The sequence below is a fragment of the Amycolatopsis sp. NPDC051102 genome (genome assembly GCF_040682815.1).
In the GTDB taxonomy this organism is placed as follows: domain Bacteria; phylum Actinomycetota; class Actinomycetes; order Mycobacteriales; family Pseudonocardiaceae; genus Amycolatopsis.
In genome coordinates, this window is sequence record NZ_JBFBBT010000041.1 from 23,480 (window position 1) to 43,437 (window position 19,958).

The window sequence follows — 19,958 nt, forward strand, 5'->3', positions numbered from 1 at the left end:
GATGAGACGCAAGCTCCGCCCGCCGATCCCGCCCCGCCACGGGCTGGAGCCCGCCCGGCTCAAGCTGCCCGCCGAGGGCGCGTGGCCGACGCTGCTGGCACACCTGGTCGACCGGCTGCCGCGCGTCGCGCCGGCTCGCATCGAGCAGATGCTGCGCGAAGAACGCATCCACGGCACCGACGGCCCGCTCGGCGTCGACACGCCGTACGCGCCCGGCTCGTTCATCTGGTTCCACCGCGACCTGCCGGACGAGGTGCCGGTGCCGTTCACGATCGACGTCGTGCACCGCGACGAGCACCTGCTGGTGGTCGACAAGCCGCACTTCCTGGCGACCATCCCGCGCGGGCAGCACATCCTCGAGACGGCCCTCGTGCGGCTGCGCCGAGACCTCGACCTGCCGCAACTGTCGCCCGCGCACCGGCTCGACCGCGTCACCGCGGGCCTGGTGATGTTCGTGATCACGCCCGAGCTGCGCGGCAAGTACCAGACGCTGTTCCGCGACCGCCGGGTGCACAAGGAGTACGAGGCGATCGCGCCGTACGACCCGGAGCTGGCCCTGCCGCGGACGGTGCGGAGCCGGATCGTCAAGGAACGCGGGGTGCTGGCCGCCCAGGAGGTGCCGGGCGAGCCGAACGCCGAGACGTACGTCGAGCTGCTCGAACACCGCGAGGGCTTGGGCCGCTACCGGCTGGTGCCCTCGACCGGCCGGACCCACCAGCTGCGAGTGCACCTGAGCGGCCTGGGCATCCCGATCCTCGGCGACGACTTCTACCCGGCGCTGCGCGAGAAACCACTGGGCGACTTCACGAAACCCTTGCAGCTGCTGGCAAAGGTCCTCGACTTCGACGACCCGCTGACCGGCGCACATCGCCGCTTCACCAGCGGACGGCGGCTGACCGCCTGGGACGACCCGGACGCCTGGGCGGCGCCCCCGGCGTGAACCGGGGACGCCCGCTTCGGCCGTCACTTGTGCCAGGGCGAGTTACGCCATGGATGCGCCGGTAGCACCGCCGGAGCGGGCGATCACCGAGCATTTCGACCATCCCCTCGAACGCGTCGAGGAGGCCGCATTCATCGCCACGTCCCTCGGCGAACGCTTCTTCACCGGCCTCGCCCGCCACGGTATTCCTGCGCACAGCTGCTCACCGGCTGCCGGCTGGGAGATACCAGCGCTACTGGCCGGCTACGACGCCGCGCGCGGCACATCGGACGCCGGGACTTGGTCCGGCGAGGCGGCCGGCGACCCGGCGATGCGGCGCTGGAGGTCGAGGACGGCTTTGGCCCTGGCGAATTCCACCGGGGTGAACGGCAGCAGAGCCCGGGTCACCACCAGGCCACCGTCGGCGCCGGCCAGCCGCAGCACCGTTCCGTCGATGCCTTCACCGGCTCCTTTCCCGCGGCGCCCCGCGGGCTTCCGCGCGATGTCACAATCGCCCAGCACTGCCAGCAGCAGCTGGTCCAGATCCGTTTCCCGCGCGGCCGCCATAGTCAGCACGCGGGTCGGCAGGTCGACGAACTCGTGCACGTCCGCGGGTACGACCCGCACGTCCCGGCCACCGCCGAGTTCGGTGACCGTGGCGATGTCCGCCGCGGTCGCGCCGGCCGGCGCGCGGACGAAGAACTCGTCCACCACGCCGTCCGGTACCGCCAGCACCTGCAACGAGACGATGTCGTAGCGGTGCGCTGCCAACGCGGCCGTCACCCCCGCCAGGCTTCCCGGCACGTCGCGCACCGTGGCGCGCACCCGCCACGCCACGCCGGTGCGCGGCGGATATTCGCCCATGGTGCCGCGCACCGGCTTCGGCCGCGGGCGGTGGATCCACCACCGGCGCCACGCGGCGGTGGCGATCAGGAGCCCGCCCAGCGCGAAGAGCACGACCGGCCCCACGCGGTTGTGCGCCAACGTGCTGACGAACAGATCGGCGACCCCGGTCGCGATGAACAGGGCGGCGAGCTCGACCAGCTCGCGGCTCATCGAGGTCCTCGCTCGCCTGACGGTCTTCGGCTGTGCCTCGGCTTCGGTCATGCGGCCAGCATCCGCGCCCTCTCTTACCCCGCACGCGCCGAGCTGTCACGATTCAGTTAACCCGAGGGGTGCGCTGGGCCCCCCCGGGCAAACCGGCTGTTACCCACCACCGTCGGCCGTGCCCATCGCCGGCGAGCTCGGCACCGCGCCGATCACCGCTGCCGTGCCGCGCGTTGGGCGTCGAGGACGGGGATCGGGCCCTTGGCTTCGGCTACGCCGTCGTCCGCGGGCGTGCGACTGTTGCTGATCCGGCAACATTGCTGGCCGGATCCACCAGAAAACATGCACTGTCCAAGCATGATCGATTACGACGTTGTCATCATCGGTGGTGGGCCGGCAGGTTTGGCGGCGGCGGTGACGCTGGGGCGTGCCCGGCGGGATGTGCTGGTCGTCGACGCCGGCGTGCCGCGCAACGCGCCGGCCACGCCGGTTCACAGCTATCTCGGGCACGAGGGGATCGACCCGCGTGAACTGCTGGCCATCGGCCGCTCGGAGGCCGAGCGGTACGGCGGTACCCTCCGCTCGGGGACCGTGGTCCGGGTGGAGCGCGTCACCGAGTCGGGCTTGCGGGTCACCCTGTCGGACGGGACCACCGCCGGCGCGAGGAGGGTGCTGGTCGCCACCGGCGTCGTCGACGAGCTGCCCGACATTCCCGGGCTGGCCGATCGGTGGGGCCGGGACGTGTTGCACTGCGCCTACTGCCACGGCTGGGAGGCCCGGGACAGGACCATCGGCCTGATCGCCGGCGGTGTCGCCTCGCTCCACCAGGCGCAGCTGTGGCGCCAGTGGAGCGACGAGGTCATCTTGTTCACCAACGAGGCCGTCGAGCTGACCACGGACCAGCGAGCCGAACTCGCCGCGCCGGATCGCCGTGGTGCCCGGCCAGGTCACCGGCATCGAGATCACCGACGACGCGCTCAGCGGCATCCGGGTCGGTGACCGCGTGGTCGGTGTGCAGGCCGCCGTGGTCTTCCCGGTGCTTCGAGCACGCGGGGGTCCAGCGGCGCCGACGGCCGGAACCGCACGACCTGCTCGTCGGTCACCCCGGCGACCAGCCCGGCCGGCGTGTCGACGGCGACGACCCGGCCGGCGTCGATGACGGCGATCCGGTCGCAGAGCCGTTCGGCTTCCTCCATGAAGTGCGTGACCAGCAGGATCGTGACGCCCTGGGCGCGCACGGTCTCGATGAGCTCCCACGTGTCGCGGCGGGCCTGCGGGTCGAGGCCGGTGGTGAGCTCGTCGAGCACCGCCAGCTCCGGGCTCCCGACCAGCGCGAGCGCGATGGACAACCGTTGCTGCCGGCCCCCGGAGAGCTTCTTGTACGCGGTGTTCCGGTGCTCGGTCAGGCCGAGTGTGGCCAGCAGCTCGCCGGGGTCGGCCGGCGTCCGGTAGAACGCGGCGTAGAGGTCGAGCAGCTCGCCGACCCGCAGCTTGTCCTGCAGCCGGCCCTCTTGGAGCTGCACCCCGACGCGCTGGCGCAACTCGGCGCGGTCGCGGCGCGGGTCGAGCCCCAGCACCGACAGCCTCCCGCCGTCCGGCACCCGGAGTCCTTCCAGGCACTCCACGGTCGTCGTCTTGCCCGCGCCGTTCGGGCCCAGGATGCCGAAGATCTCCCCGCGCTCGACGTCGAACGAGACGTCCTCGACCGCGACCTTTTCCCCGTACCGCTTGTGGAGGTGCTCGACCTCGATGACCGGCATGCCGCCGTCCCTTCCCGATCCGTTTCCGACGGATCGACAATTCCGCGGCGACCCGGTCCGGCGCGTCGACACAACGGTCCGCATCGCCTCCACCGTCCGGAGGAGGCGGTGGTCAACCGCACGCGCCGGCACGAACAGCACGGAGGTCAGCACGCTCAACGAGGCCGACGAACCGCGTAGGCCGATCGAGGTACCGAGCGCGTTGCCTGATCACCTCTCTTGACAAGGTGCCGGAAAAGCACATACATGGACAATGGTTCAAACCACTCGACGGGAGTTGATCTACCGTGGTCAAGCTTGGCCGGATCACCGCGTTGCTGGCAGGCGCCGCCCTCTTGGCGGGCACGATGACGGGCACGAGTGCGGCGAGTACGTCCGCCGCGCCGCGCAAGACCGGGCCGATCACCGTGGCCTACGTCGAGGTGAACAACAACAGCATGCTGAACGTGGGGAAGTACGCGCTCGCCCAAGGCGGCGGCAACGTGTTCGACATCGGCGTCATCTTCGCCGCCAACATCAACTACGACACCGCGGCGAAGTCGGCATACCTGTACTTCAACCCGAACGTGCAGCACGTCCTCGACAACGTGAGCACCCAAGTCCGTCCGCTGCAGGCCAAAGGCATCAAGGTCATGTTGTCGATCCTCGGCAACCACCAGGGCGCCGGGTTCGCCAACTTCCCGTCCCAGCAGGCGGCCGCGGCCTTCGCCAAACAGCTGTCCGACACCGTGACCAAGTACGGGCTCGACGGCATCGACTTCGACGACGAATACGCCGAGTACGGCAACAACGGCACCGGCCAGCCCAACGCCGGCTCCTTCGTCCACCTCGTCACGGCCCTGCGCGCGGCGATGCCCACCAAGCTGATCTCCCTGTACAACATCGGCCCGGCAGCATCGCGGTTGTCCTACGGCGGCACCGACATCACCTCGAAGTTCAACTACGCCTGGAACCCCTACTACGGCACCTGGGGCGTACCGAACATCGCCCTCCCCAAATCCGGGCTCTCCCCCGCGGCAGTCCAGATCGCCGCAACATCCACCAGCACCGCCGCCAGTCTCGCCCAGCGGACCGTGAACGAAGGCTACGGCGTGTACCTGACCTACAACCTCGGCGCCGCCGACTCACACACCTACATCTCCAGCTTCACCAAGCCCCTGTACGGCAAGGACGCCCTGTATACGAACTAGCCACTGTTCAGTCACGCCCGTCCTTCGCGGAACCTTGTGCGCGCTCGACGCGGGCGAGCACCTTGTCGGAGATCCGGTGCAGCGTCCGCAGTTCGTTCGGGGTCAGGACGTCGGCGAACAGGTCCAGAACCCGGCCGACGTGGCCGGGCGCCGCGGCCGCCAGGTAGGCGTGGCCCTCGTCGGTCAGGATCGCCTGCGTGTATCGGCCGTTGTCCGGGTCGGGCTCGCGGCGCACGAGCCCGCGCTTCTCGAGCCGGCCGATCATGTGTGACAGCCGCGACAGTTCCGTGTTGGCCAGGACCGCGAGCTCGCTCATCCTCATCCGACGGCCGGGCTGATCGGACAGGTGGGCCAGCACGTAGTACTCGATGAAGCTGAGCTTCGAGTCCTGCTGGAGCTGCGCCTCCAGGGCGGCGGGCAGCCTCTGGGCGAGCTTCATGAACCCGCGCCACGCCGCCAGCTGGTCACCGCTGAGCCAGCGCGGCCCGGACACCCCGGACTCCCGTGAGGCAGACATGCGCGCAGTGTACTGACCCTCTTTGACTTGAATATTCATGTCATGACGGCTAGCGTTACACTTGAAAATTCAAGCGCGAAGACGGTGAGGAACTCCATGAACGACCTCAAGCTGGCCATCGTCCTCGGCAGCACTCGTCCCGGCCGCAAGGGCGAAGCGGTGGCGAACTGGGTGCTGGGCAAGGCCAAGGAGCGGCCGAACGCCGGCTACGAGCTGATCGACCTGGTCGACTACCCGCTGCCGCACCTGGACGAGGCCGTGCCGGCGAGCAGGGGCGTGTACGCGAACGAGCACACGAAGGCCTGGTCCGCCAAGATCGGCGAGTTCGACGGGTACATCTTCGTCACCCCGGAGTACAACCACTCCACCTCCGGAGTGCTGAAGAACGCCATCGACTACCTCTACACCGAGTGGAACAACAAGGCCGCCGCCTTCGTGTCGTACGGCGCGCTCGGCGGAACGCGAGCGATCGAGCACCTGCGGGCGATCTCGAGCGAACTGCAACTGGCCCACGTGCGCCAGCAGCTGTCGTTCTCGTTGTTCACCGACTTCGAGAACTTCTCGGCCTTCGAGCCCTCCGCGCTGCACGACGGCGCTGCTTCGGTCCTGTTCGACCAGCTCGAGTCGTGGGCCGGCGCGCTCAAGACCGTCCGAAGCTGAGTCTCGATGAAGCTGTACGGGCTCGAGGAACACTTCGTCACCACGGACGTGATCGAGGCGTGGCGACGGCGCGACCCCGGTCTCGCCGAGCCGATGATGAAGTGGGCCGTCGCCAGCGACCTCACTCCGGCATTGCTGGACGTCGGCGGCGGACGCATCGCGGCCATGGACGACGCCGGGATCGACGCGGCCGTGCTGTCCCTCACGACGCCGGGTCTGCAGAACCTCGACGCGGCGGAGGCGGTCGCCCTGCAGGCGCCCACCAACGACCTGATCGCCGCCGCCGTGCGCCGGCACCCCGGGCGTTTCCAGGGATTCGCGGCGCTCGCCACTTCCGCGCCGGCCGCCGCGGCCGGCGAACTGCGGCGGGCGGTCACCGAACTCGGGCTCAACGGCGCGATGGTCAACGCCAACTCGCGGGGCCGCGCTCTGGACGCGCCCGAATTCTGGGGCATCTACGAGGCCGCCGAGGACCTGCGCGCACCCGTCTACCTGCACCCCGGCGTTCCGGTCCCGGCCGTCACGGATGCCTACTACCGGGGCTTCGGCGAGCCGGTGAACAGCATGCTGGCCACCGGCGCGTTCGGCTGGCACTACGACGCCGGCCTGACCGTCCTCCGGATGATCGTCGCCGGCGTCTTCGACCGGTTCCCCGGCCTGCAGGTCATTTTGGGGCATTGGGGCGAGGTCGTGTTGTTCTACCTCGACCGCGTCGCGGCCATGGACAAGCTCGTCGCCCTGCGGCGCCCGATCGCCGAGTACTTCCGCTCGAACATCTTCATCACGCCGGGCGGCATCTCCAGCCACAAGTACCTGCGGTGGAGCCTGGAGACGGTGGGAGCCGAGCGGATCATGTACGCCTCCGACTACCCGTTCAACACCGAGCGCGCCGGATCCGCACGGCGTTTCCTGGACACGGCACCGCTCGACGAGGCCGGCCGCGAGCGCATCGCCCACCGCAACTGGGAAGAGCTCATCGCCGGCATCCGGCGCTGACCACCCGCCCGGGCTCCGCGGACAGCCGGCTCCATCAGGTCGACGAATTCATCTCGACCGGCTTCCGGTATCCGAAAACCGAGTTGATTTCCCATGTCTGCGTGTTCGCTGCGCTGGGCAGGGTCAGGGGAATCGGGAAGGCTGCGATTCGTCCGTCCTGACCAGCGATGGCCGGGATACCGGGACAGGACATTCCTACGCCCGACCTGAAACTTTCTCCCGCTCGGAAAGACCGCGACGTTGGGAAGGGGCCCGGGTGTCCGGCGAACTGCTTCGCCGGACACCCAGACTAACCGCCAAGATCAGCAGCCGCGGTGGTGGAGCCGGCAACCGCAGAACCCGCCCGAACCGCCGCCGGTATCAGCGGTCCATCAGAGCGAAGACGCCCCAGCCGAGGTACTCGCGTTGATATCGGGCGTGGCGTGCCGGAGCGGCGGCGAGTTCCGCTCGCAGCTGCCCGGCCAGCTCGTCGCCGGGATGCGCGTCCAGCCAGCGGCGGGTGTTGAGCCATTGAGCCGCGACGTAGCGGTCCCAGCTGTCCTGGTCGGCCAGGACCATCTCCACGACGTCGCAACCCAGCTGCCCGAACTGTTCCAGCAGTTCCGGGAGGAGGCGGAAGTCGTCTGCACTGGTGGCGTGACAGGCTTCGACCGTGATCTGGTCCGGAGGATCCCGGCGCCAGAACGGTTCGCCGATCAGCATCACGCCGCCGGGACGCAGGCTGCGCCGGAGCAGGTCCACGGTCCCGGCAACGCCACCGCCGATCCAGGTCGCGCCGACACACGACCCGATGTCGACCGGGTCCTCGGCGACGTGGTCCGACGCGTCACCATGGGTGAAAGCGACCTGGTCGGCGACCTCCAGTTCGATCGCTCGTGCCCGGGCCTCGGCCAGGAACACGGTGCTGATGTCGACGCCGGTTCCGGTGATGCCGTGATCGCGGGCCCAGGTGCACAACAGCTCACCCGAGCCACAGGCCAAATCGAGCACCCGAGTGCCGGGTGGTGGGTTCAGCGCCTCGCCCAGGACGGCCAGTTTCCGGCTGGTGAGCGGGTTGTGGATGCGGTGGCTGCTCTCGCGGATGGTGAAGCTACGGGGTAGATCCACTTCGGGGATTCCTCACGTCCGAGGGGTAGTTCACAGTGCTCAGCGCTGAGTCGGCCGTCGACGGCCGGGCTAGCCGGACACTCATGAAATGCACCTCTTCGGACGGAAGGCCACACGGTTCGACGGAAGGCTAGACGGCTCGCACGTGCCGGTCCACCGGTTATCGCGCCGACCCCATGGCCCGAATGTTCGCCAGGACGACTTCTTGTCCGACCAGACGCCACCCGCCGGTCGCGGTGACCGAAACACCACCACGCCCCGGCCGGCCACCGTCAGGGCCAGGTTCGAGCGAGCCGGTCAAACGTCTCCGGATCGCTGTGTACCGGCACCACGCAGAGCAGGTGGCCACCGGGCGCGCGCAGTGTGTGACACTCCAGCCAACGCGAGACCGGCTGCGCGCCCAGAGCTGTCAGACGGGCTACTTCCGCCGGCACGTCGTCAGTCTCGATATCGACGTGATAGCGGGGCTCATCGTCGACCGCCTGGATGTCGACGATCAACCCGGGGATCGCCCCGTCCAGAGCAGTGAACTGTTCTTCGCCCGCCACGGACCGTGCCGGAACCCCCAGTGCGGCAGACCAGAAACCCGCTGCCGAACCGGCGTCCGCGACAGGCGTGTCTATGAAGATCCCGAACAGCCGGCTGCGATGCACAGCATAAGGCTATCCGACACGTGAGGCAGCCCGGTCCGGGGCGCGGAAGGCAGCCGACGGGATCTTCAAACCGCGCCACATCGAGGCGGCGCGGCTCGAAGATCCCGAGACGGCCAGATCACCAACTACAAGACAGCAGGTCCGACCCTATTTCACCTACTTGTGCCAGAACTTGATCCCGCTCCACTCAACCGTGATCGGGCCCGCGCCGCTCGCGGTGCGGTAGCTGCCGAACTTGTCGTAGTAGCTGCCGCTCGGGCTGGACACCGAGTCCTTCTGGGAACCGTTGATGTACACCTTGTGCGTGCTGCCGACCTGGTTGATCGTGTTCACCCGGACGCTCGTGCCCACCGTTGCCCCGGTGGCGATCGTCTCGCCGCCGTGTACCGCGTAGAGGCGGCCGCCCTTTTCCACCGCCAGCAGGAAGAACGGGCCGGCGTTCGAGCCGTCCCGGAACGTCTGCTTCAGGCTGATCCGGCTTCCGCCCATGCTGGTGATCTTGAAGGAACCTTCGAACTGGTGGGTGCCGCCGGTGTAGGTGGTGTAGCGGCGTTCCGCGCGCTGGTCGCCGCTGCCGGTCGAGCAGGTGAGCTTGAACGTCAGGCCGGAGATGTCGCCGCACCCCCGCTCCTGCTCGGTGTAGCCCGGCGAGTCCGCGGTCCACGGACCGGTCCCGACCTGGGCGTTCGCCACCGGGGCGAACACCGCGAGCCCCGTCGCGACCGCCGCGAGCACGCCCGCACCGTGAAGTCTGCGCACCGTCAACCTCCTGTGTCACTCGAGGCGGCGGTCACCGGGAACAGGTCCAGACCTTTGGCCGGCGTGGATCCGACTGTACGAGCCCTGACCGCGGCGGGCAAGACCTCCCTGTCCCGCCGTGCGGTACGTCGGAAGTTTTCGAGCGGCCCGGTGTCGAATCCGGCTTCCCCCGTTCGACAGACTTGCGGAAGCAAGATCGACCACCGAGGAGCACCCCATGCGCACCCTGATCTCCAGTTCGTTCGTCTCGCTCGACGGCGTCGTCGAAGCCCCCGGCGGCGAGCCGGGCTACCGCAACGCGGGCTGGACGTTCAAGGACATCGAGTTCGACCCGGCCGCCTACGCGATCAAGGGCAGCGAGCAGGAGGAAGCCACGGCCTTGCTGATGGGCCGGGTCAGCTACGAGGCGTTCGCGCCGGTCTGGCCGGGCATGACCGAGGAGTTCGCCGGCTACAACGCGATGCCGAAGTACGTGGTGTCGACCACGCTCGCCGGGGCGGACCTGGTGGACAACTGGGGCGAGACGACCATCCTGCGTTCGCTGGACGAGGTCGCGGCCCTGAAGGAGACCGAGGGCGGCCCGATCATCGTCGCCGGCAGCGCCACCCTCAACCGCGCACTGGCCGACGCCGGCCTCATCGACCGCTACCACCTGCTGGTCTTCCCCGTCCTGCTCGGCGCGGGCAAGCGGCTGTTCAGCGAGACCGACAAGGACAAGCAGAACCTCAAGCTCGTCGAGAGCGAGGCCTACGGCAACGGGATCCAGAAGCTCATCTACGACGTCACGCACTGATCGCCGCCGGGTCCGGCCGATGTTTCACGTAGAACATCTGTTCGAACATCGTGTACGGTCGGACCCATGACGACTCCGGCTCGGCAGGCATCGCTGTTCGGCGAATCCGGTCCCGTCACGCTGCACGCGCTGGCGCCGCGCCGGACCGAGCTCGGCTCCGGCGCGTGGATCGACGTCCAGCCGGGCTGGCTCGACGGCGCCGACGAGGTGTTCACCGACCTCGTCACCGGCGTCCCGTGGCAGGCGGAGCGGCGCCGGATGTACGACCGGCTCGTCGACGTCCCCCGGCTGCTGTGCTTCTACCGCGAAGCGGCGCCGCTGCCCCACCCCGTGCTGACGGAGGCCCGCGACGCGCTGAGCGAGCACTACGCCGGCGAACTCGGCGAGCCGTTCCGCACCGCGGGCCTGTGCTACTACCGCGACGGCCGCGACAGCGTGGCGTGGCACGGCGACACCATCGGCCGCGGCAGCAGCGAGGACACGATGGTCGCGATCCTCTCGGTCGGCGCGGCCCGTCAGCTGGCCCTGCGCCCGCGCGGCGGCGGCGAGTCCTGCCGGTACGCGCTCGGCCACGGCGACCTGATCGTGATGGGCGGCTCGTGCCAGCGCACGTGGGAACACGCAATCCCGAAGACGAACCGGGCGGCCGGGCCGCGGATCAGCATCCAGTTCCGGCCGCGCGGCGTGCGCTGAAAACTCCACAAAGGACGGACGCCGGTCCCCGTAGGATGGCCGGGTGTTCACGCTCGCGGAACCCCCGCTGTTCACCCGGCTGCGGCCGGCCCGCCGGGTCCTGATCGCCGGCGCGGGCGGCGGGTTCGACGTCTACGCCGGCCTCCCGCTCGCTTTCGCCCTGCGCGCGCAGGGCAAGGAGGTCCACTTCGCGAACCTGGCGTTCAGCGACCTGAACCGGCTCGAGCTGGACGACTGGATCGCGCCGGACGTCGCGCGGGTGCGGCCCGGCAGCGCGGGCGACGACGGCTACTTCCCCGAACGCACCCTCGCCCGATGGCTCGGCACGCGGGGGTGGCCGCCGGTCGTCCACGCCTTCCCCCGGGTCGGCGCCTGGCCGCTGCGGGAAGCGTACGAAGCGCTCGTCGCGCAGCTCGGGGTCGACGCCGTCGTGCTCGTCGACGGCGGCACGGACATCCTGCTGCGCGGGGACGAGTCCGGGCTCGGCACGCCCGAGGAGGACATGACGAGCCTCGCCGCGGTGGCCGCGCTCGAGGGCGTCGACCGCGTCGTCGTCAGCCTCGGCTTCGGCATCGACGCCTTCCACGGCGTCTGCCACGCGCACGTGCTGGAGAACCTCGCGGCCCTCGACCGGGCCGGCGGGTACCTGGGCGCGCTGTCGATCCCGTCGGCGTCCCCGGAAGCGGCGGCCTACCTGGACGCCGTCGCGGACGCGGACCGCGCCACCCCGGACCGGCCGAGCATCGTGCAGGGCCAGATCGCCGCCGCGCTGCGGGGCGAGTTCGGGGACGTGCACGGCACCACCCGCACCGCGGGCAGCGAGCTGTTCGTCAACCCGCTGATGGGCGTCTACTTCGCCGCGGACCTGGAAGCGCTGGCCGCGGGGGTCGGCTACCTGGCGGAGCTCGCGACGACGAACACCGCCACCGAGGTCGCCCTGGTCATCGAGGCGCACCGGGACCGCGTCCCACGCCGGCCTCGGCGGGCCATCCCGCACTGACCCGTCAGTCGACCAGCACCGGCAGCTCGTCCAGCCCGTACACAATGGACACCTGGCGGAACGAAAGCTCGTCCGCGGGCACCGCGAGGCGCAGGTTCGGGAAGCGGCGGATCAGGGCCGGGTACGCCGTGCGCAGCTCCATCCGGGCCAGTTCCGCCCCGATGCAGCGGTGGATGCCGTAGCTGAACGCCAGGTGCGACGTCGGCTCGCGGGTCGCGTCGAACGTCTCCATGTCCGGGCCCAGCTTCGGGTCGCGGTCCGCGGTGGACAGCGACACGAGCACGATGTCGCCCTCGGCGATGCGGACGCCGCCGATCTCCATGTCCTCCTTGGCGAACCGCGGAAACGCCATCTGCACCACCGTCAGGTAGCGCAGCAGTTCCTCCACGAACCGGTGCACGGACTCCTCGTCACCGCGGACGGCGTCCATCGCCTTCTCGTCGCGCAGCAGCACGAGCGCGCCGAGGGCCAGCATGCTCGCCGTCGTCTCCAGGCCGCCGGTGAGCACGCCGTCGGCCAGGCCGGCCAGCTCGCGGTCGTCGATCTCGTCGCCGTGCTCCTTGATCAGCATGCCGAGCAGGCCGTCGCCGGGCTGTTCGCGCTGCTTCTTGACGATGTCCAGCAGGTACGTCAGCGACTCCGACATCGCACCGAGCGACGCGCCCGCGCCGCCGAAGAGGTCGAAGCGGGCGGTGCTCAGCCGCTGGAAGTCCTCGCGGTCCTCATAGGACACGCCGAGCAGTTCGCAGATGGTCAGCGACGGAATCGGCAGCGCGAACGCCTGCCACAGGTCGACCGGGCCGTCGGTGGCGGCCATCGCGTCGAGCTGCTCGGCGACGATCTCGTCGATGCGCGGGGCCAGCCGGCCGAGCCGGCGCATGGTGAACTCCGGGGTGAGCAGCTTCCGCAGCCGGGTGTGCACCGGCGGGTCGGCGAAGCCGAGGCCGCCCGGGTTCTGGTCGGCGGTCACGCCGGCGTTGCCGACGAGGTTGCCGAAGTCGCTGGAGAAGCCGGTCGCCTTGCCGAGCACGGCCTTCGCCTCGTCGTACCCGGTGACCAGCCAGGCGTTCATCCCGAACGGCAGGTCGAGCTTGCCGATCGGCGCCTCGCTCCGCCGCGCGGCCATCTCGGGGACCGGGTCGAGGCCGTCCCGCCTGAGCGGCAGCAGGGCCGAATCGGGCAGGATGGCCGACATCTTCTCGAGGTCGAAGCCCTTTTTGGACTGCCGGGCGAGGTACCGTCGGCCGACCCAGCCCAGGACGCGTGAGCGGAGACTCCCCATGCGACCGACAGTACCGCACTAGCCCGATCGGGTGACGGAAACCGAGACGGGGTTCACCCCGGCTTGCGGGCCAGCAGGTAAGCCTGCGGCGTCTTCTCGTACGGCCCCTGCGGCTCACGGACCACCCGCGCTTCCACGACCAGCCCGGCGGCGGCGCACAGCCCGGCCACGAAGTCCGGCTGCAACCGGTAGGCGTCGAAGGCGACGTCGTGGCCGTAGCCCTGGGTGATGCGGCGGCGCTCGTCGCCGACCTGGAACCCGGTCAGCAGCCGCCCGCCCGGCGCCAGCACCCGCGCCAGCTCCGCGACCACCGGCGCCAGCTCCGCCGGCGGAGTGTGGATCAGCGAGTACCACGCGAGCGCGCCCGCCAGGCTGCCGTCCTCGAGGTCCAGGGCGGCCAGCGAGCCGACCTCGAAACGCAGCCCGGGGTGCGCCCGGCGGGCCGCGTCGACCATGCCGGGCGAGAGGTCGACGCCGAACACGTCGAGCCCGAGCGAAGCCAGGTACCCGGTCAACCGGCCCGGGCCGCAGCCGAGGTCGCCGACCGGGCCGCTGTTCCCGGCCAGTTCGGCGAACGTGGTCAGCACCGCCCGGTCCCACGGGCTCTCGGCCAGCAGGTCACGCAGCTGCTCGGCGTAGGAGTCGGCGACGGTGTCGTAGGCGGTCCGGGTCTCGGTCACGAAGGCGGGTTCGGTCATGGGCCCGGAGCCTATCCGCGCCGGGGCAGCTCGCGGTTCTCGGTGATCAGGCCGTGCTCGCTCGCGATGTAGTGGAAGTACGGCCGGCCCAGGTCGTCGGTGCCGGTGAAGAGCGTCTTCGACCGGCCGTCGGCTTCGGTGTTGACGCCGTTCGTCCGGGCCAGGACCCCGGACGAGGCCAGCCACTCCCGCGACGCGCTCACCGGCCGCCAGTTCCGGCCGTCGCCAGTGAAGTCGGCGAGGGTCTTCGTCATGTCCGCCGAGCCCGAGATCCGGAGGTTCTGGTCGTCGGTGATGTTCGCCGTCGCGTCGGTGGTCAGCGGGTAGGACCAGGTGTGCCGGGCCGCCGAGCGCACCCTGCCGTCCACTGTGGACACTGACGTCTGCCGGCCGGAATCGCCTTGGACGACGTGCTGGGTGAAACCGCCGCTGGTGACGTCGTCGCTGTTGCGGTAGTCGCGCGTGCGCTCGACGCGGGTGTAGACCCGGCCGCCCGAGGTGTCGACGTAGCCGGCCGTGACGTCGTGGCGCTTCGCGGTCACCGTCACGTTCACCCCATCGGGGATGTCCTTGACCGCCGTCCGCTGCTCAGGTGCGGCGGCGACGTCGTCCTGGATGAGGGCGCCGGACGTCTGCGCGGCGTTTTTGTCGGTGTAGAGCAGTAGCGTCGGGACGACGGTGAATTCGCCGCCGATGTCGGGGAAGGAGAAGGAGAGGTCATGGGTGCCGCCGTCGACGAGCCGGCCCGCGAACGGTGTCACGTCGTAGGTTTCGGCGTGCAGGCTGAAGGTGTCGATCGCGACGACCGGCCGCCACAGCTGCGGCACGATCCCGCCGGAGTAGATGTGCGGGAACGTGAACGCGCTCCCGGCGGCGGTCCCGTCGATCGCGAAGTTCGCCTCGCGGTACGGGCCCTTCCCGCAGAGCCCCGCCGCCGGGTACTTCGCGGCCACGGCGTCGGGGACGTCGTCGAACCACTGCTCGTCGCAGGCGTGGCCTTCGAGCGTGACCTCGAGGTAGGCGCGGGTGATGTTGCGCGGCAGGCCCTGCGCGGTGAAGTGCACGGCCGGCGCGGCGGGGGTCGCGTCGGCGTGGCCGAACCCGGCGACGTGGTCGGGCGCCGCGGCGGCGGGGTGCTTCCGGTCCGCCTGGTAGTAGGTCAGCGTCACGGTCTGGGCGTAGACGCCGGTGTAGACCGCCGAGTTGTAGTTCTCGATGCCGCCGTGGAACGGCTGCGGGGTCCGCAGCAGCGCGCTGTAGGGCGTCAGGTCCTTGGCGAAGCGGTAGGTGATCGCGCGGTGGCCCTCGCCGCTGGGCTCCTCGGTGGTCCCCCACCAGACCTCGGTACCGCCGATCCGCAGGTCGCCGATCCGGTCGTACTGGCGCCCGCTCACCGTCACGGTCTGGTCCATGACGACCTTCGCCCACGGCCCCGGGCAGTCCTTCGGCGGGGTGAGCGTGCCCTCGTAGAACCGCGGGCTGCCGTCGGCGGCGTTGGAGCGGAAGGCGTCGGCGAGGGTGACCGTGCAGTGCGGGGTGTCCGGCCGCGAGACGGCGGGCGCGGCGGTCACCGGATCGTCGGTGTCGCCTTCCACGACCGGCGAAGCCGAAGCGACGCCCGGGAGGAGGACCAGGGACAGGACCGCACCGATCAACACCAGTCGTCTCCGCACGCGGGTCACCCTATCCCCGTGCCACCCCGACGAACGGCTGGACATCAACCGGACAAAGCCCGGTCACGCGGCTCGCCGCCCTTGGTCGGAGGCCGGGCCGGTCCGTACCATGCACGGCGGGTGAGGGAGGACGGCCGTGAGCAGCCTGACCGGGGACTTTCCTCCGGGCAGCTTCCTGGCGAAGCTGCCCGAGACGTCGAGAACCGGCCTGCTCGGCCTGGGCATCCTCCGCGAGTACGCGCCGGGCAAAGTGCTGCTCCGGGAAGGCGAGACGACCGCGCACGCGTTCGTGCTCGTGACCGGGTTCGTCAAGGTCACGGCCACGACGCCCGAAGGCCACCTGGCGCTGCTCGCCATCCGCGCCGCCGGCGAGCTGATCGGCGAGCTCGCGAGCATGGACGGGCAGCCGCGGGTCGCGACGGTCACCTGCGCCGGCCGGGTGCGCGCCCGGCTCGTCCCGCAGGCCGATTTCCGGCGCTTCCTGGCCGGGCACGCCGACGTGGCGCTCGCGGTCGGCAGCAGCGTGGCCGGCAAGCTGCGCTGGGCCACCCGGCGGCGCGTCGACTTCGGGAGCCGCGAGGTGCGGATCCGGCTGGCCCGGGTGCTGCTCGAGCTCGCCGCCGCGTACGGCACGCCGGGCCGCGCCGGGGTCGAGATCGGGGTGGACCTCACCCAGCCGGAGCTCGCCGCGCTCGTCGGCGCCGCCGAGCCGACGGTGCACCGCGCACTCGCCGGGTTCCGGCACGCCGGCATCGTCGCCACCGGCTACCGGCGGATCACCGTCGTCGACCGCGGCCGGCTGGAGGCCGTCGCCGACGGCTGAGCCTCACGCGAGCGCGGTGACCACGAGCAGCAGCGGCCCGCAGAGGAACAGCACACCGGTGCCGGCCAGGGCCCGCCGGACGTGCCGGTGCTTGACCATCGCCAGTTCCGCCAGCAGCCTCGACAGCTGGTGCGCTTCGGCGCACTGCCGGCGCACCGGGACGGGCGCGGCCGGGCCCCCACCCGCGACCGTCGGGAAGGCGAACCGGTTGGGCACGGCGAGCCGTTCCGTCCGCGGCCGCAGGGCCTGGACCAGCTCGCACGCCGAATAGCCGTACCCGGCGACGAAGCAGGCCAAGATCGCGAACACGGCCGTGCGCAGTCCCGCGGCCGGCTGGATCGCCGTCAGGAAGGCCAGCTGCGCGGCGACCAGCGCGGTGATCGTGCTCTGCACGGCGACCACCGTGCGCACCTTGTCGTCCGCGTGCTGGACCGCGCCCTGGAACGACGTCACGGTGCTCAGCGCGGTATCCAGCTCGCGCACCAGCCCGGAATCCGGCGCCGGCACGCGTTTCACCGCCTTCGGGCTCATCCCCCGCCTCCGTTCTCCCCCGCCCAGGTTCGCGCGGCCCGGACACCCGCACCCCATCGGACGACGGGTTCACCGGCGCCCGTCCGGGCTTTCCTGGCGTAACAACCCACGCACGCGCCGCGACTGCGTTCGGACCACGGGGGTAACGCTGAACCAGCAACGACATTGGCCGGCCGACTCGGTGCTCGGGCTGCTCGGCGCGCGCACCGGGGAGGCCCTGCTGAACCTCGGGACGCCGGTGACCTACCGCTCCCGGCAGACCGTGATCCGGCAGGGCGAACCGAGCCACCACGTGGTGATCCCGCTGACCGGGACGCTCAAGGTCGTCGTCGACACCGAGTTCGGCCGCCCGGTGCTGCTCGCGCTGCGCGGGCCGGGCGACATCCTCGGCGAGATGTCGGTCTTCGAACAGCGGCGGCGTTCGGCCAACGTGCAGACCTGCACGACCGTCCAGGCGAAGCTCGTCGGCAAGGCGGAGTTCAACGAGTTCCTCGACCGCCACCCCGACGTGTGGCGGGCGGTGGCCAGTTCGCTGAGCACCCGGCTGCACTGGGCGAACAGCCGCCGCGCCGAAATCCTCAGCTGCCCGGCGCCCATGCGCGTCGGCCGCGTCCTGGCCGAGATCGTCCGGCGCCACGGCCGCCGCACCGGCCACGGCTGGGTGCTCGACCTGTCGCTCACCCAGGCCGAAATCGCCTCCCTCACCGGGGTCGCGCTGAGCACGTTCGAGAAGACCACCCAGCGCCTCCACCGTCTGGGTGTCCTGCGCAGCGAGTATCGACGCATCGTCGTCGACGATCTCGGCGCGCTGCTCCGATTCAGCAGGCTCGCCGAGCAGAACCCGTATCTGTACGGGGTCGGCGGCGCGGACGTGGCTCAGAGTTAGGGGAACGCGCAGTCGATCACCGGAGGCCACCGTGACGGACGCCAGCCAGTTTTCCCGGACGCTGCTGCTCGCGGTGGACGCCTGGCGCTACGGACCCCGGGACGACCGGCAGCAGCACGAGCTGCAGCACGCGCTCGCCGACGCCCTCCGGGACGCGGCGGTCCGCAGCGGACTCGACCCGGCGGCCTGGCGGCGGCAGGAGGCCGGCGACGGGTTGTTCGCCGCCATCACGGACGAAAGCGCCGAGCCCAAGGTGGTCGGTCCCTTCGTCGGGGCGCTGCACGAGTGGCTCGGCCGGCACAACCACGACCGGCAGTCCCGCGCCCGGCTGCGGCTGCGGGTGGCCCTGCACCACGGCGTCACGCTCCCCGGCGACCTCGGTTTCGCCGGTGCCGCACCGGTCCACGTCTGCCGGCTGCGGGACGCCCGCGTCGTCCGGGAAGCGCTCGAAGTGTTCTCCGAGGCGAACCTCGTCTTCGCCGTGTCCGAACCGATCTTCGACGGCTCGGTCCGCCAGCGCCACACGTCGTTGGCCGCGGCGGACTTCACGCGCGTCGAGGTGGCGGAGCCGGCGAAGGACTTCTTCGCCACGGCGTGGGTGCACGTGCCCGGGGTCGCGTCCGAACGGGTCGGGGCCTGCCTCGGTGCCTTGGCCGTGAGCCTGCGGTTCGCCGGGGCGGCCGCGCCGCCGCCCGGCTTCGCCGAGCAGGTCGTCCGGCCGGCGTTCGAAGCCGCCGGGGTGGCCGCGCCGGACGGCGAGGACCTGACGTTCCGGGTGCCCGCCGCGCTCGGCGGCACGGCACTGGCCGGCCGCTGGATCGAGGCGGTGCGCACGGCCGCCACCACGCACTTCCCGGACGCCCGCGTCGCCGTCGGCATCGCACTGGCCTCCGATCCGGAGACCGCCCGCGCCGAGGCCGCCGAACTCGCGGGCGCGGAGCCTGCCGGACGCCTGCTGGCCGCCACCGGCCAGGGACGGCTGGTGGTCGTCGTGTCCGAACGGGTCCACGAGGTGGTGGTGTCGCGGGGCGGCCGCCTGGTGTTCCCGGAGTCCTACCGGCGGCCCGCGGGCGAAACCGGGTGCTGGATCAGGGTTCCCGGCCATTCGGTGCCGCCGGAACCCGCGGCCGCCCCGGAGCCCGAACCCGCGGCGCAGGCGGCTTCGGCCACCACGTACGGGGACAACTCGATGGCCGTCGGCCAAGGCACCTTCACCGCACCGCTCTACTTCGGCGGCGAGGACCGGAGGCCCCGATGAGCGACGCACCGGCCACCCCGGCACCGGGCAGCTCCGGCCCGCCCACCCCGGCCCCACCGGATGCCCCGGCCACGCCGGATTCCGTCGAGAAGACCGACGACCGGCTCCTCGGCGAGCACCAGCGAGGGTTCGCCGACACTTTCCGGCAGGGCAGCCACTTCCTCTCACCCGAGGTCAACCAGTACGGCGCGGTCGTGTCGATCGGCCGGGCCGACATCAACGCGCTGCAGCTCGGCGACGGGACCCAGCTCTCGGTCGGGCAGGCGGTGTCGCGCACGTCCGGACCGGTCCGCGATAAAGTGCTGACCTGGATCCGGAAGCGCTACCTCGAGGTGTCCGGGTACGGGGAAATGCTCCAGGCGCTCAAGTCCAACCACGTCCTGCTGCTGCGCGGTCACCCGGGCACCGGCCGGGTCACCACTGCCCTGCACCTGCTGGATCGGCTCACCCCGGACCGGGTTTTCCGCCTGGACAGCGGCGGAACCCTCAAGTCGCTGACCGAAACCGGGCTGCCCGAAAGCAACGCCGGGTACGTGACCGAGGTGCCGCACCGCATCGCGGGCTCGCTCACGGAGTCCCACCTCGAGAAGCTGCACGGGCTACTCAAGGCCAAGAAGGCTTAGGGATCAGTTCAGAATGAGTTTGCGGAGGCAGATGATCGAGCAAGCGAGGCTGAGGATGGCTTCGTGGATGTCAGCTCGACGTTCGGTGCG

General features: G+C 70.8%; 22 protein-coding genes. 12 read left to right on the plus strand and 10 right to left on the minus strand.

What is annotated here, in order from left to right:
• The first annotated feature begins 1 nt into the window (after position 1).
• On the plus strand, positions 2-940 hold the full coding sequence (locus AB0M93_RS47830) for an RluA family pseudouridine synthase (protein WP_364287930.1): 939 nt from the start codon (positions 2-4) through the stop codon (positions 938-940).
• A gap of 243 nt (positions 941-1,183) precedes the next feature.
• Here AB0M93_RS47830 and AB0M93_RS47835 read toward each other — a convergent pair whose 3' ends face one another.
• Positions 1,184-2,026, minus strand: coding sequence for a hypothetical protein (locus AB0M93_RS47835; RefSeq protein ID WP_364287933.1), 843 nt, complete (start codon positions 2,024-2,026; stop codon positions 1,184-1,186).
• 231 nt (positions 2,027-2,257) lie between these two features.
• Here AB0M93_RS47835 and AB0M93_RS47840 point away from each other — a divergent pair, with 231 nt between their 5' ends.
• Positions 2,258-2,965, plus strand: a complete 708-nt coding sequence (locus tag AB0M93_RS47840; protein ID WP_364287936.1) for an NAD(P)/FAD-dependent oxidoreductase — start codon at positions 2,258-2,260, stop codon at positions 2,963-2,965.
• Here AB0M93_RS47840 and AB0M93_RS47845 read toward each other — a convergent pair.
• Complete coding sequence (locus tag AB0M93_RS47845) at positions 2,944-3,726, minus strand: ABC transporter ATP-binding protein (RefSeq protein WP_364287939.1); 783 nt, start codon at positions 3,724-3,726, stop codon at positions 2,944-2,946. The genes AB0M93_RS47840 and AB0M93_RS47845 overlap by 22 nt on opposite strands.
• Before the next feature lie 287 nt (positions 3,727-4,013).
• On the opposite strand from AB0M93_RS47845, the gene AB0M93_RS47850 reads away from it, so the two are divergent.
• Complete coding sequence (locus AB0M93_RS47850; protein WP_364287942.1) at positions 4,014-4,916, plus strand: endo-beta-N-acetylglucosaminidase H; 903 nt, start codon at positions 4,014-4,016, stop codon at positions 4,914-4,916.
• A gap of 7 nt (positions 4,917-4,923) precedes the next feature.
• Here AB0M93_RS47850 and AB0M93_RS47855 read toward each other — a convergent pair whose 3' ends face one another.
• The gene (locus AB0M93_RS47855; protein ID WP_364287945.1) at positions 4,924-5,433 is read right to left on the minus strand and encodes a MarR family transcriptional regulator; all 510 of its coding nucleotides are present in this window, start codon (positions 5,431-5,433) and stop codon (positions 4,924-4,926) included.
• 96 nt (positions 5,434-5,529) lie between these two features.
• Between AB0M93_RS47855 and AB0M93_RS47860 the strand changes: the two genes are divergently transcribed.
• Positions 5,530-6,093, plus strand: coding sequence for an NAD(P)H-dependent oxidoreductase (locus AB0M93_RS47860; protein ID WP_364287948.1), 564 nt, complete (start codon positions 5,530-5,532; stop codon positions 6,091-6,093).
• 6 nt (positions 6,094-6,099) lie between these two features.
• Entirely contained in the window at positions 6,100-7,089 is a 990-nt protein-coding gene (locus AB0M93_RS47865) for an amidohydrolase family protein (protein WP_364287951.1), read from the plus strand.
• Between the two features lie 360 nt (positions 7,090-7,449).
• Here the strand turns inward: AB0M93_RS47865 and AB0M93_RS47870 are convergent, their stop codons facing one another.
• The 3 genes from AB0M93_RS47870 to AB0M93_RS47880 form a co-directional block, all read right to left on the minus strand.
• Positions 7,450-8,196: a methyltransferase domain-containing protein gene (locus AB0M93_RS47870; RefSeq protein ID WP_364287954.1), complete on the minus strand. Its 747-nt coding sequence runs from the start codon at positions 8,194-8,196 to the stop codon at positions 7,450-7,452.
• A 272-nt stretch (positions 8,197-8,468) separates the two neighbouring features.
• On the minus strand, positions 8,469-8,849 hold the full coding sequence (locus AB0M93_RS47875; protein ID WP_364287957.1) for a VOC family protein: 381 nt from the start codon (positions 8,847-8,849) through the stop codon (positions 8,469-8,471).
• A gap of 156 nt (positions 8,850-9,005) precedes the next feature.
• Positions 9,006-9,584 (minus strand): hypothetical protein, encoded by a 579-nt coding sequence (locus tag AB0M93_RS47880; RefSeq protein ID WP_364287996.1) that lies wholly within the window; start codon positions 9,582-9,584, stop codon positions 9,006-9,008.
• Between the two features lie 241 nt (positions 9,585-9,825).
• Between AB0M93_RS47880 and AB0M93_RS47885 the strand changes: the two genes are divergently transcribed.
• The 3 genes from AB0M93_RS47885 (at position 9,826) to AB0M93_RS47895 (ending at position 12,094) form a co-directional block, all read left to right on the plus strand.
• On the plus strand, positions 9,826-10,401 hold the full coding sequence (locus AB0M93_RS47885; protein ID WP_364287960.1) for a dihydrofolate reductase family protein: 576 nt from the start codon (positions 9,826-9,828) through the stop codon (positions 10,399-10,401).
• A gap of 66 nt (positions 10,402-10,467) precedes the next feature.
• Entirely contained in the window at positions 10,468-11,094 is a 627-nt protein-coding gene (locus AB0M93_RS47890) for an alpha-ketoglutarate-dependent dioxygenase AlkB (protein ID WP_364287963.1), read from the plus strand.
• A gap of 43 nt (positions 11,095-11,137) precedes the next feature.
• On the plus strand, positions 11,138-12,094 hold the full coding sequence (locus AB0M93_RS47895; RefSeq protein ID WP_364287966.1) for a DUF1152 domain-containing protein: 957 nt from the start codon (positions 11,138-11,140) through the stop codon (positions 12,092-12,094).
• A 4-nt stretch (positions 12,095-12,098) separates the two neighbouring features.
• Here the strand turns inward: AB0M93_RS47895 and AB0M93_RS47900 are convergent, their stop codons facing one another.
• From AB0M93_RS47900 to AB0M93_RS47910, 3 genes are read right to left on the minus strand one after another with little or no spacing between them, the layout of a single operon-like run.
• On the minus strand, positions 12,099-13,376 hold the full coding sequence (locus tag AB0M93_RS47900) for a cytochrome P450 (protein WP_364287969.1): 1,278 nt from the start codon (positions 13,374-13,376) through the stop codon (positions 12,099-12,101).
• Between the two features lie 53 nt (positions 13,377-13,429).
• Positions 13,430-14,074, minus strand: a complete 645-nt coding sequence (locus AB0M93_RS47905) for a class I SAM-dependent methyltransferase (protein WP_364287972.1) — start codon at positions 14,072-14,074, stop codon at positions 13,430-13,432.
• Positions 14,075-14,085: 11 nt separating this feature from the next.
• Complete coding sequence (locus AB0M93_RS47910) at positions 14,086-15,747, minus strand: peptide-N4-asparagine amidase (RefSeq protein WP_364287975.1); 1,662 nt, start codon at positions 15,745-15,747, stop codon at positions 14,086-14,088.
• A 136-nt stretch (positions 15,748-15,883) separates the two neighbouring features.
• On the opposite strand from AB0M93_RS47910, the gene AB0M93_RS47915 reads away from it, so the two are divergent.
• Positions 15,884-16,570 carry a Crp/Fnr family transcriptional regulator gene (locus tag AB0M93_RS47915; protein ID WP_364287978.1) on the plus strand — a complete coding sequence of 229 codons (687 nt, stop codon included), beginning with the start codon at positions 15,884-15,886 and terminating at the stop codon, positions 16,568-16,570.
• A 3-nt stretch (positions 16,571-16,573) separates the two neighbouring features.
• Here the strand turns inward: AB0M93_RS47915 and AB0M93_RS47920 are convergent, their stop codons facing one another.
• Positions 16,574-17,101 carry a hypothetical protein gene (locus AB0M93_RS47920; RefSeq protein WP_364287981.1) on the minus strand — a complete coding sequence of 176 codons (528 nt, stop codon included), beginning with the start codon at positions 17,099-17,101 and terminating at the stop codon, positions 16,574-16,576.
• A gap of 181 nt (positions 17,102-17,282) precedes the next feature.
• Here AB0M93_RS47920 and AB0M93_RS47925 point away from each other — a divergent pair, with 181 nt between their 5' ends.
• From AB0M93_RS47925 to AB0M93_RS47935, 3 genes are read left to right on the plus strand one after another with little or no spacing between them, the layout of a single operon-like run.
• Positions 17,283-17,987 carry a Crp/Fnr family transcriptional regulator gene (locus AB0M93_RS47925; RefSeq protein ID WP_364287984.1) on the plus strand — a complete coding sequence of 235 codons (705 nt, stop codon included), beginning with the start codon at positions 17,283-17,285 and terminating at the stop codon, positions 17,985-17,987.
• 31 nt (positions 17,988-18,018) lie between these two features.
• A complete protein-coding gene (locus AB0M93_RS47930) occupies positions 18,019-19,245 on the plus strand; it encodes a hypothetical protein (RefSeq protein ID WP_364287987.1) in 1,227 nt (408 codons plus the stop codon).
• Positions 19,242-19,868, plus strand: a complete 627-nt coding sequence (locus AB0M93_RS47935; protein WP_364287990.1) for a hypothetical protein — start codon at positions 19,242-19,244, stop codon at positions 19,866-19,868. Before AB0M93_RS47930 ends, AB0M93_RS47935 begins: the two co-directional genes overlap by 4 nt.
• Positions 19,869-19,958: the final 90 nt, after the last annotated feature.

Coding starts and splice junctions, on each gene's coding strand:
- AB0M93_RS47830 (WP_364287930.1), top strand. CDS start 2: ATGAGACGCAAGCTCCGCCCGCCGATCCCGCCCCGCCACGGGCTGGAG.
- AB0M93_RS47835 (WP_364287933.1), bottom strand. CDS start 2,026: ATGACCGAAGCCGAGGCACAGCCGAAGACCGTCAGGCGAGCGAGGACC.
- AB0M93_RS47845 (WP_364287939.1), bottom strand. CDS start 3,726: ATGCCGGTCATCGAGGTCGAGCACCTCCACAAGCGGTACGGGGAAAAG.
- AB0M93_RS47855 (WP_364287945.1), bottom strand. CDS start 5,433: ATGTCTGCCTCACGGGAGTCCGGGGTGTCCGGGCCGCGCTGGCTCAGC.
- AB0M93_RS47860 (WP_364287948.1), top strand. CDS start 5,530: ATGAACGACCTCAAGCTGGCCATCGTCCTCGGCAGCACTCGTCCCGGC.
- AB0M93_RS47865 (WP_364287951.1), top strand. CDS start 6,100: ATGAAGCTGTACGGGCTCGAGGAACACTTCGTCACCACGGACGTGATC.
- AB0M93_RS47885 (WP_364287960.1), top strand. CDS start 9,826: ATGCGCACCCTGATCTCCAGTTCGTTCGTCTCGCTCGACGGCGTCGTC.
- AB0M93_RS47890 (WP_364287963.1), top strand. CDS start 10,468: ATGACGACTCCGGCTCGGCAGGCATCGCTGTTCGGCGAATCCGGTCCC.
- AB0M93_RS47900 (WP_364287969.1), bottom strand. CDS start 13,376: ATGGGGAGTCTCCGCTCACGCGTCCTGGGCTGGGTCGGCCGACGGTAC.
- AB0M93_RS47905 (WP_364287972.1), bottom strand. CDS start 14,074: ATGACCGAACCCGCCTTCGTGACCGAGACCCGGACCGCCTACGACACC.
- AB0M93_RS47920 (WP_364287981.1), bottom strand. CDS start 17,101: ATGAGCCCGAAGGCGGTGAAACGCGTGCCGGCGCCGGATTCCGGGCTG.
- AB0M93_RS47935 (WP_364287990.1), top strand. CDS start 19,242: ATGAGCGACGCACCGGCCACCCCGGCACCGGGCAGCTCCGGCCCGCCC.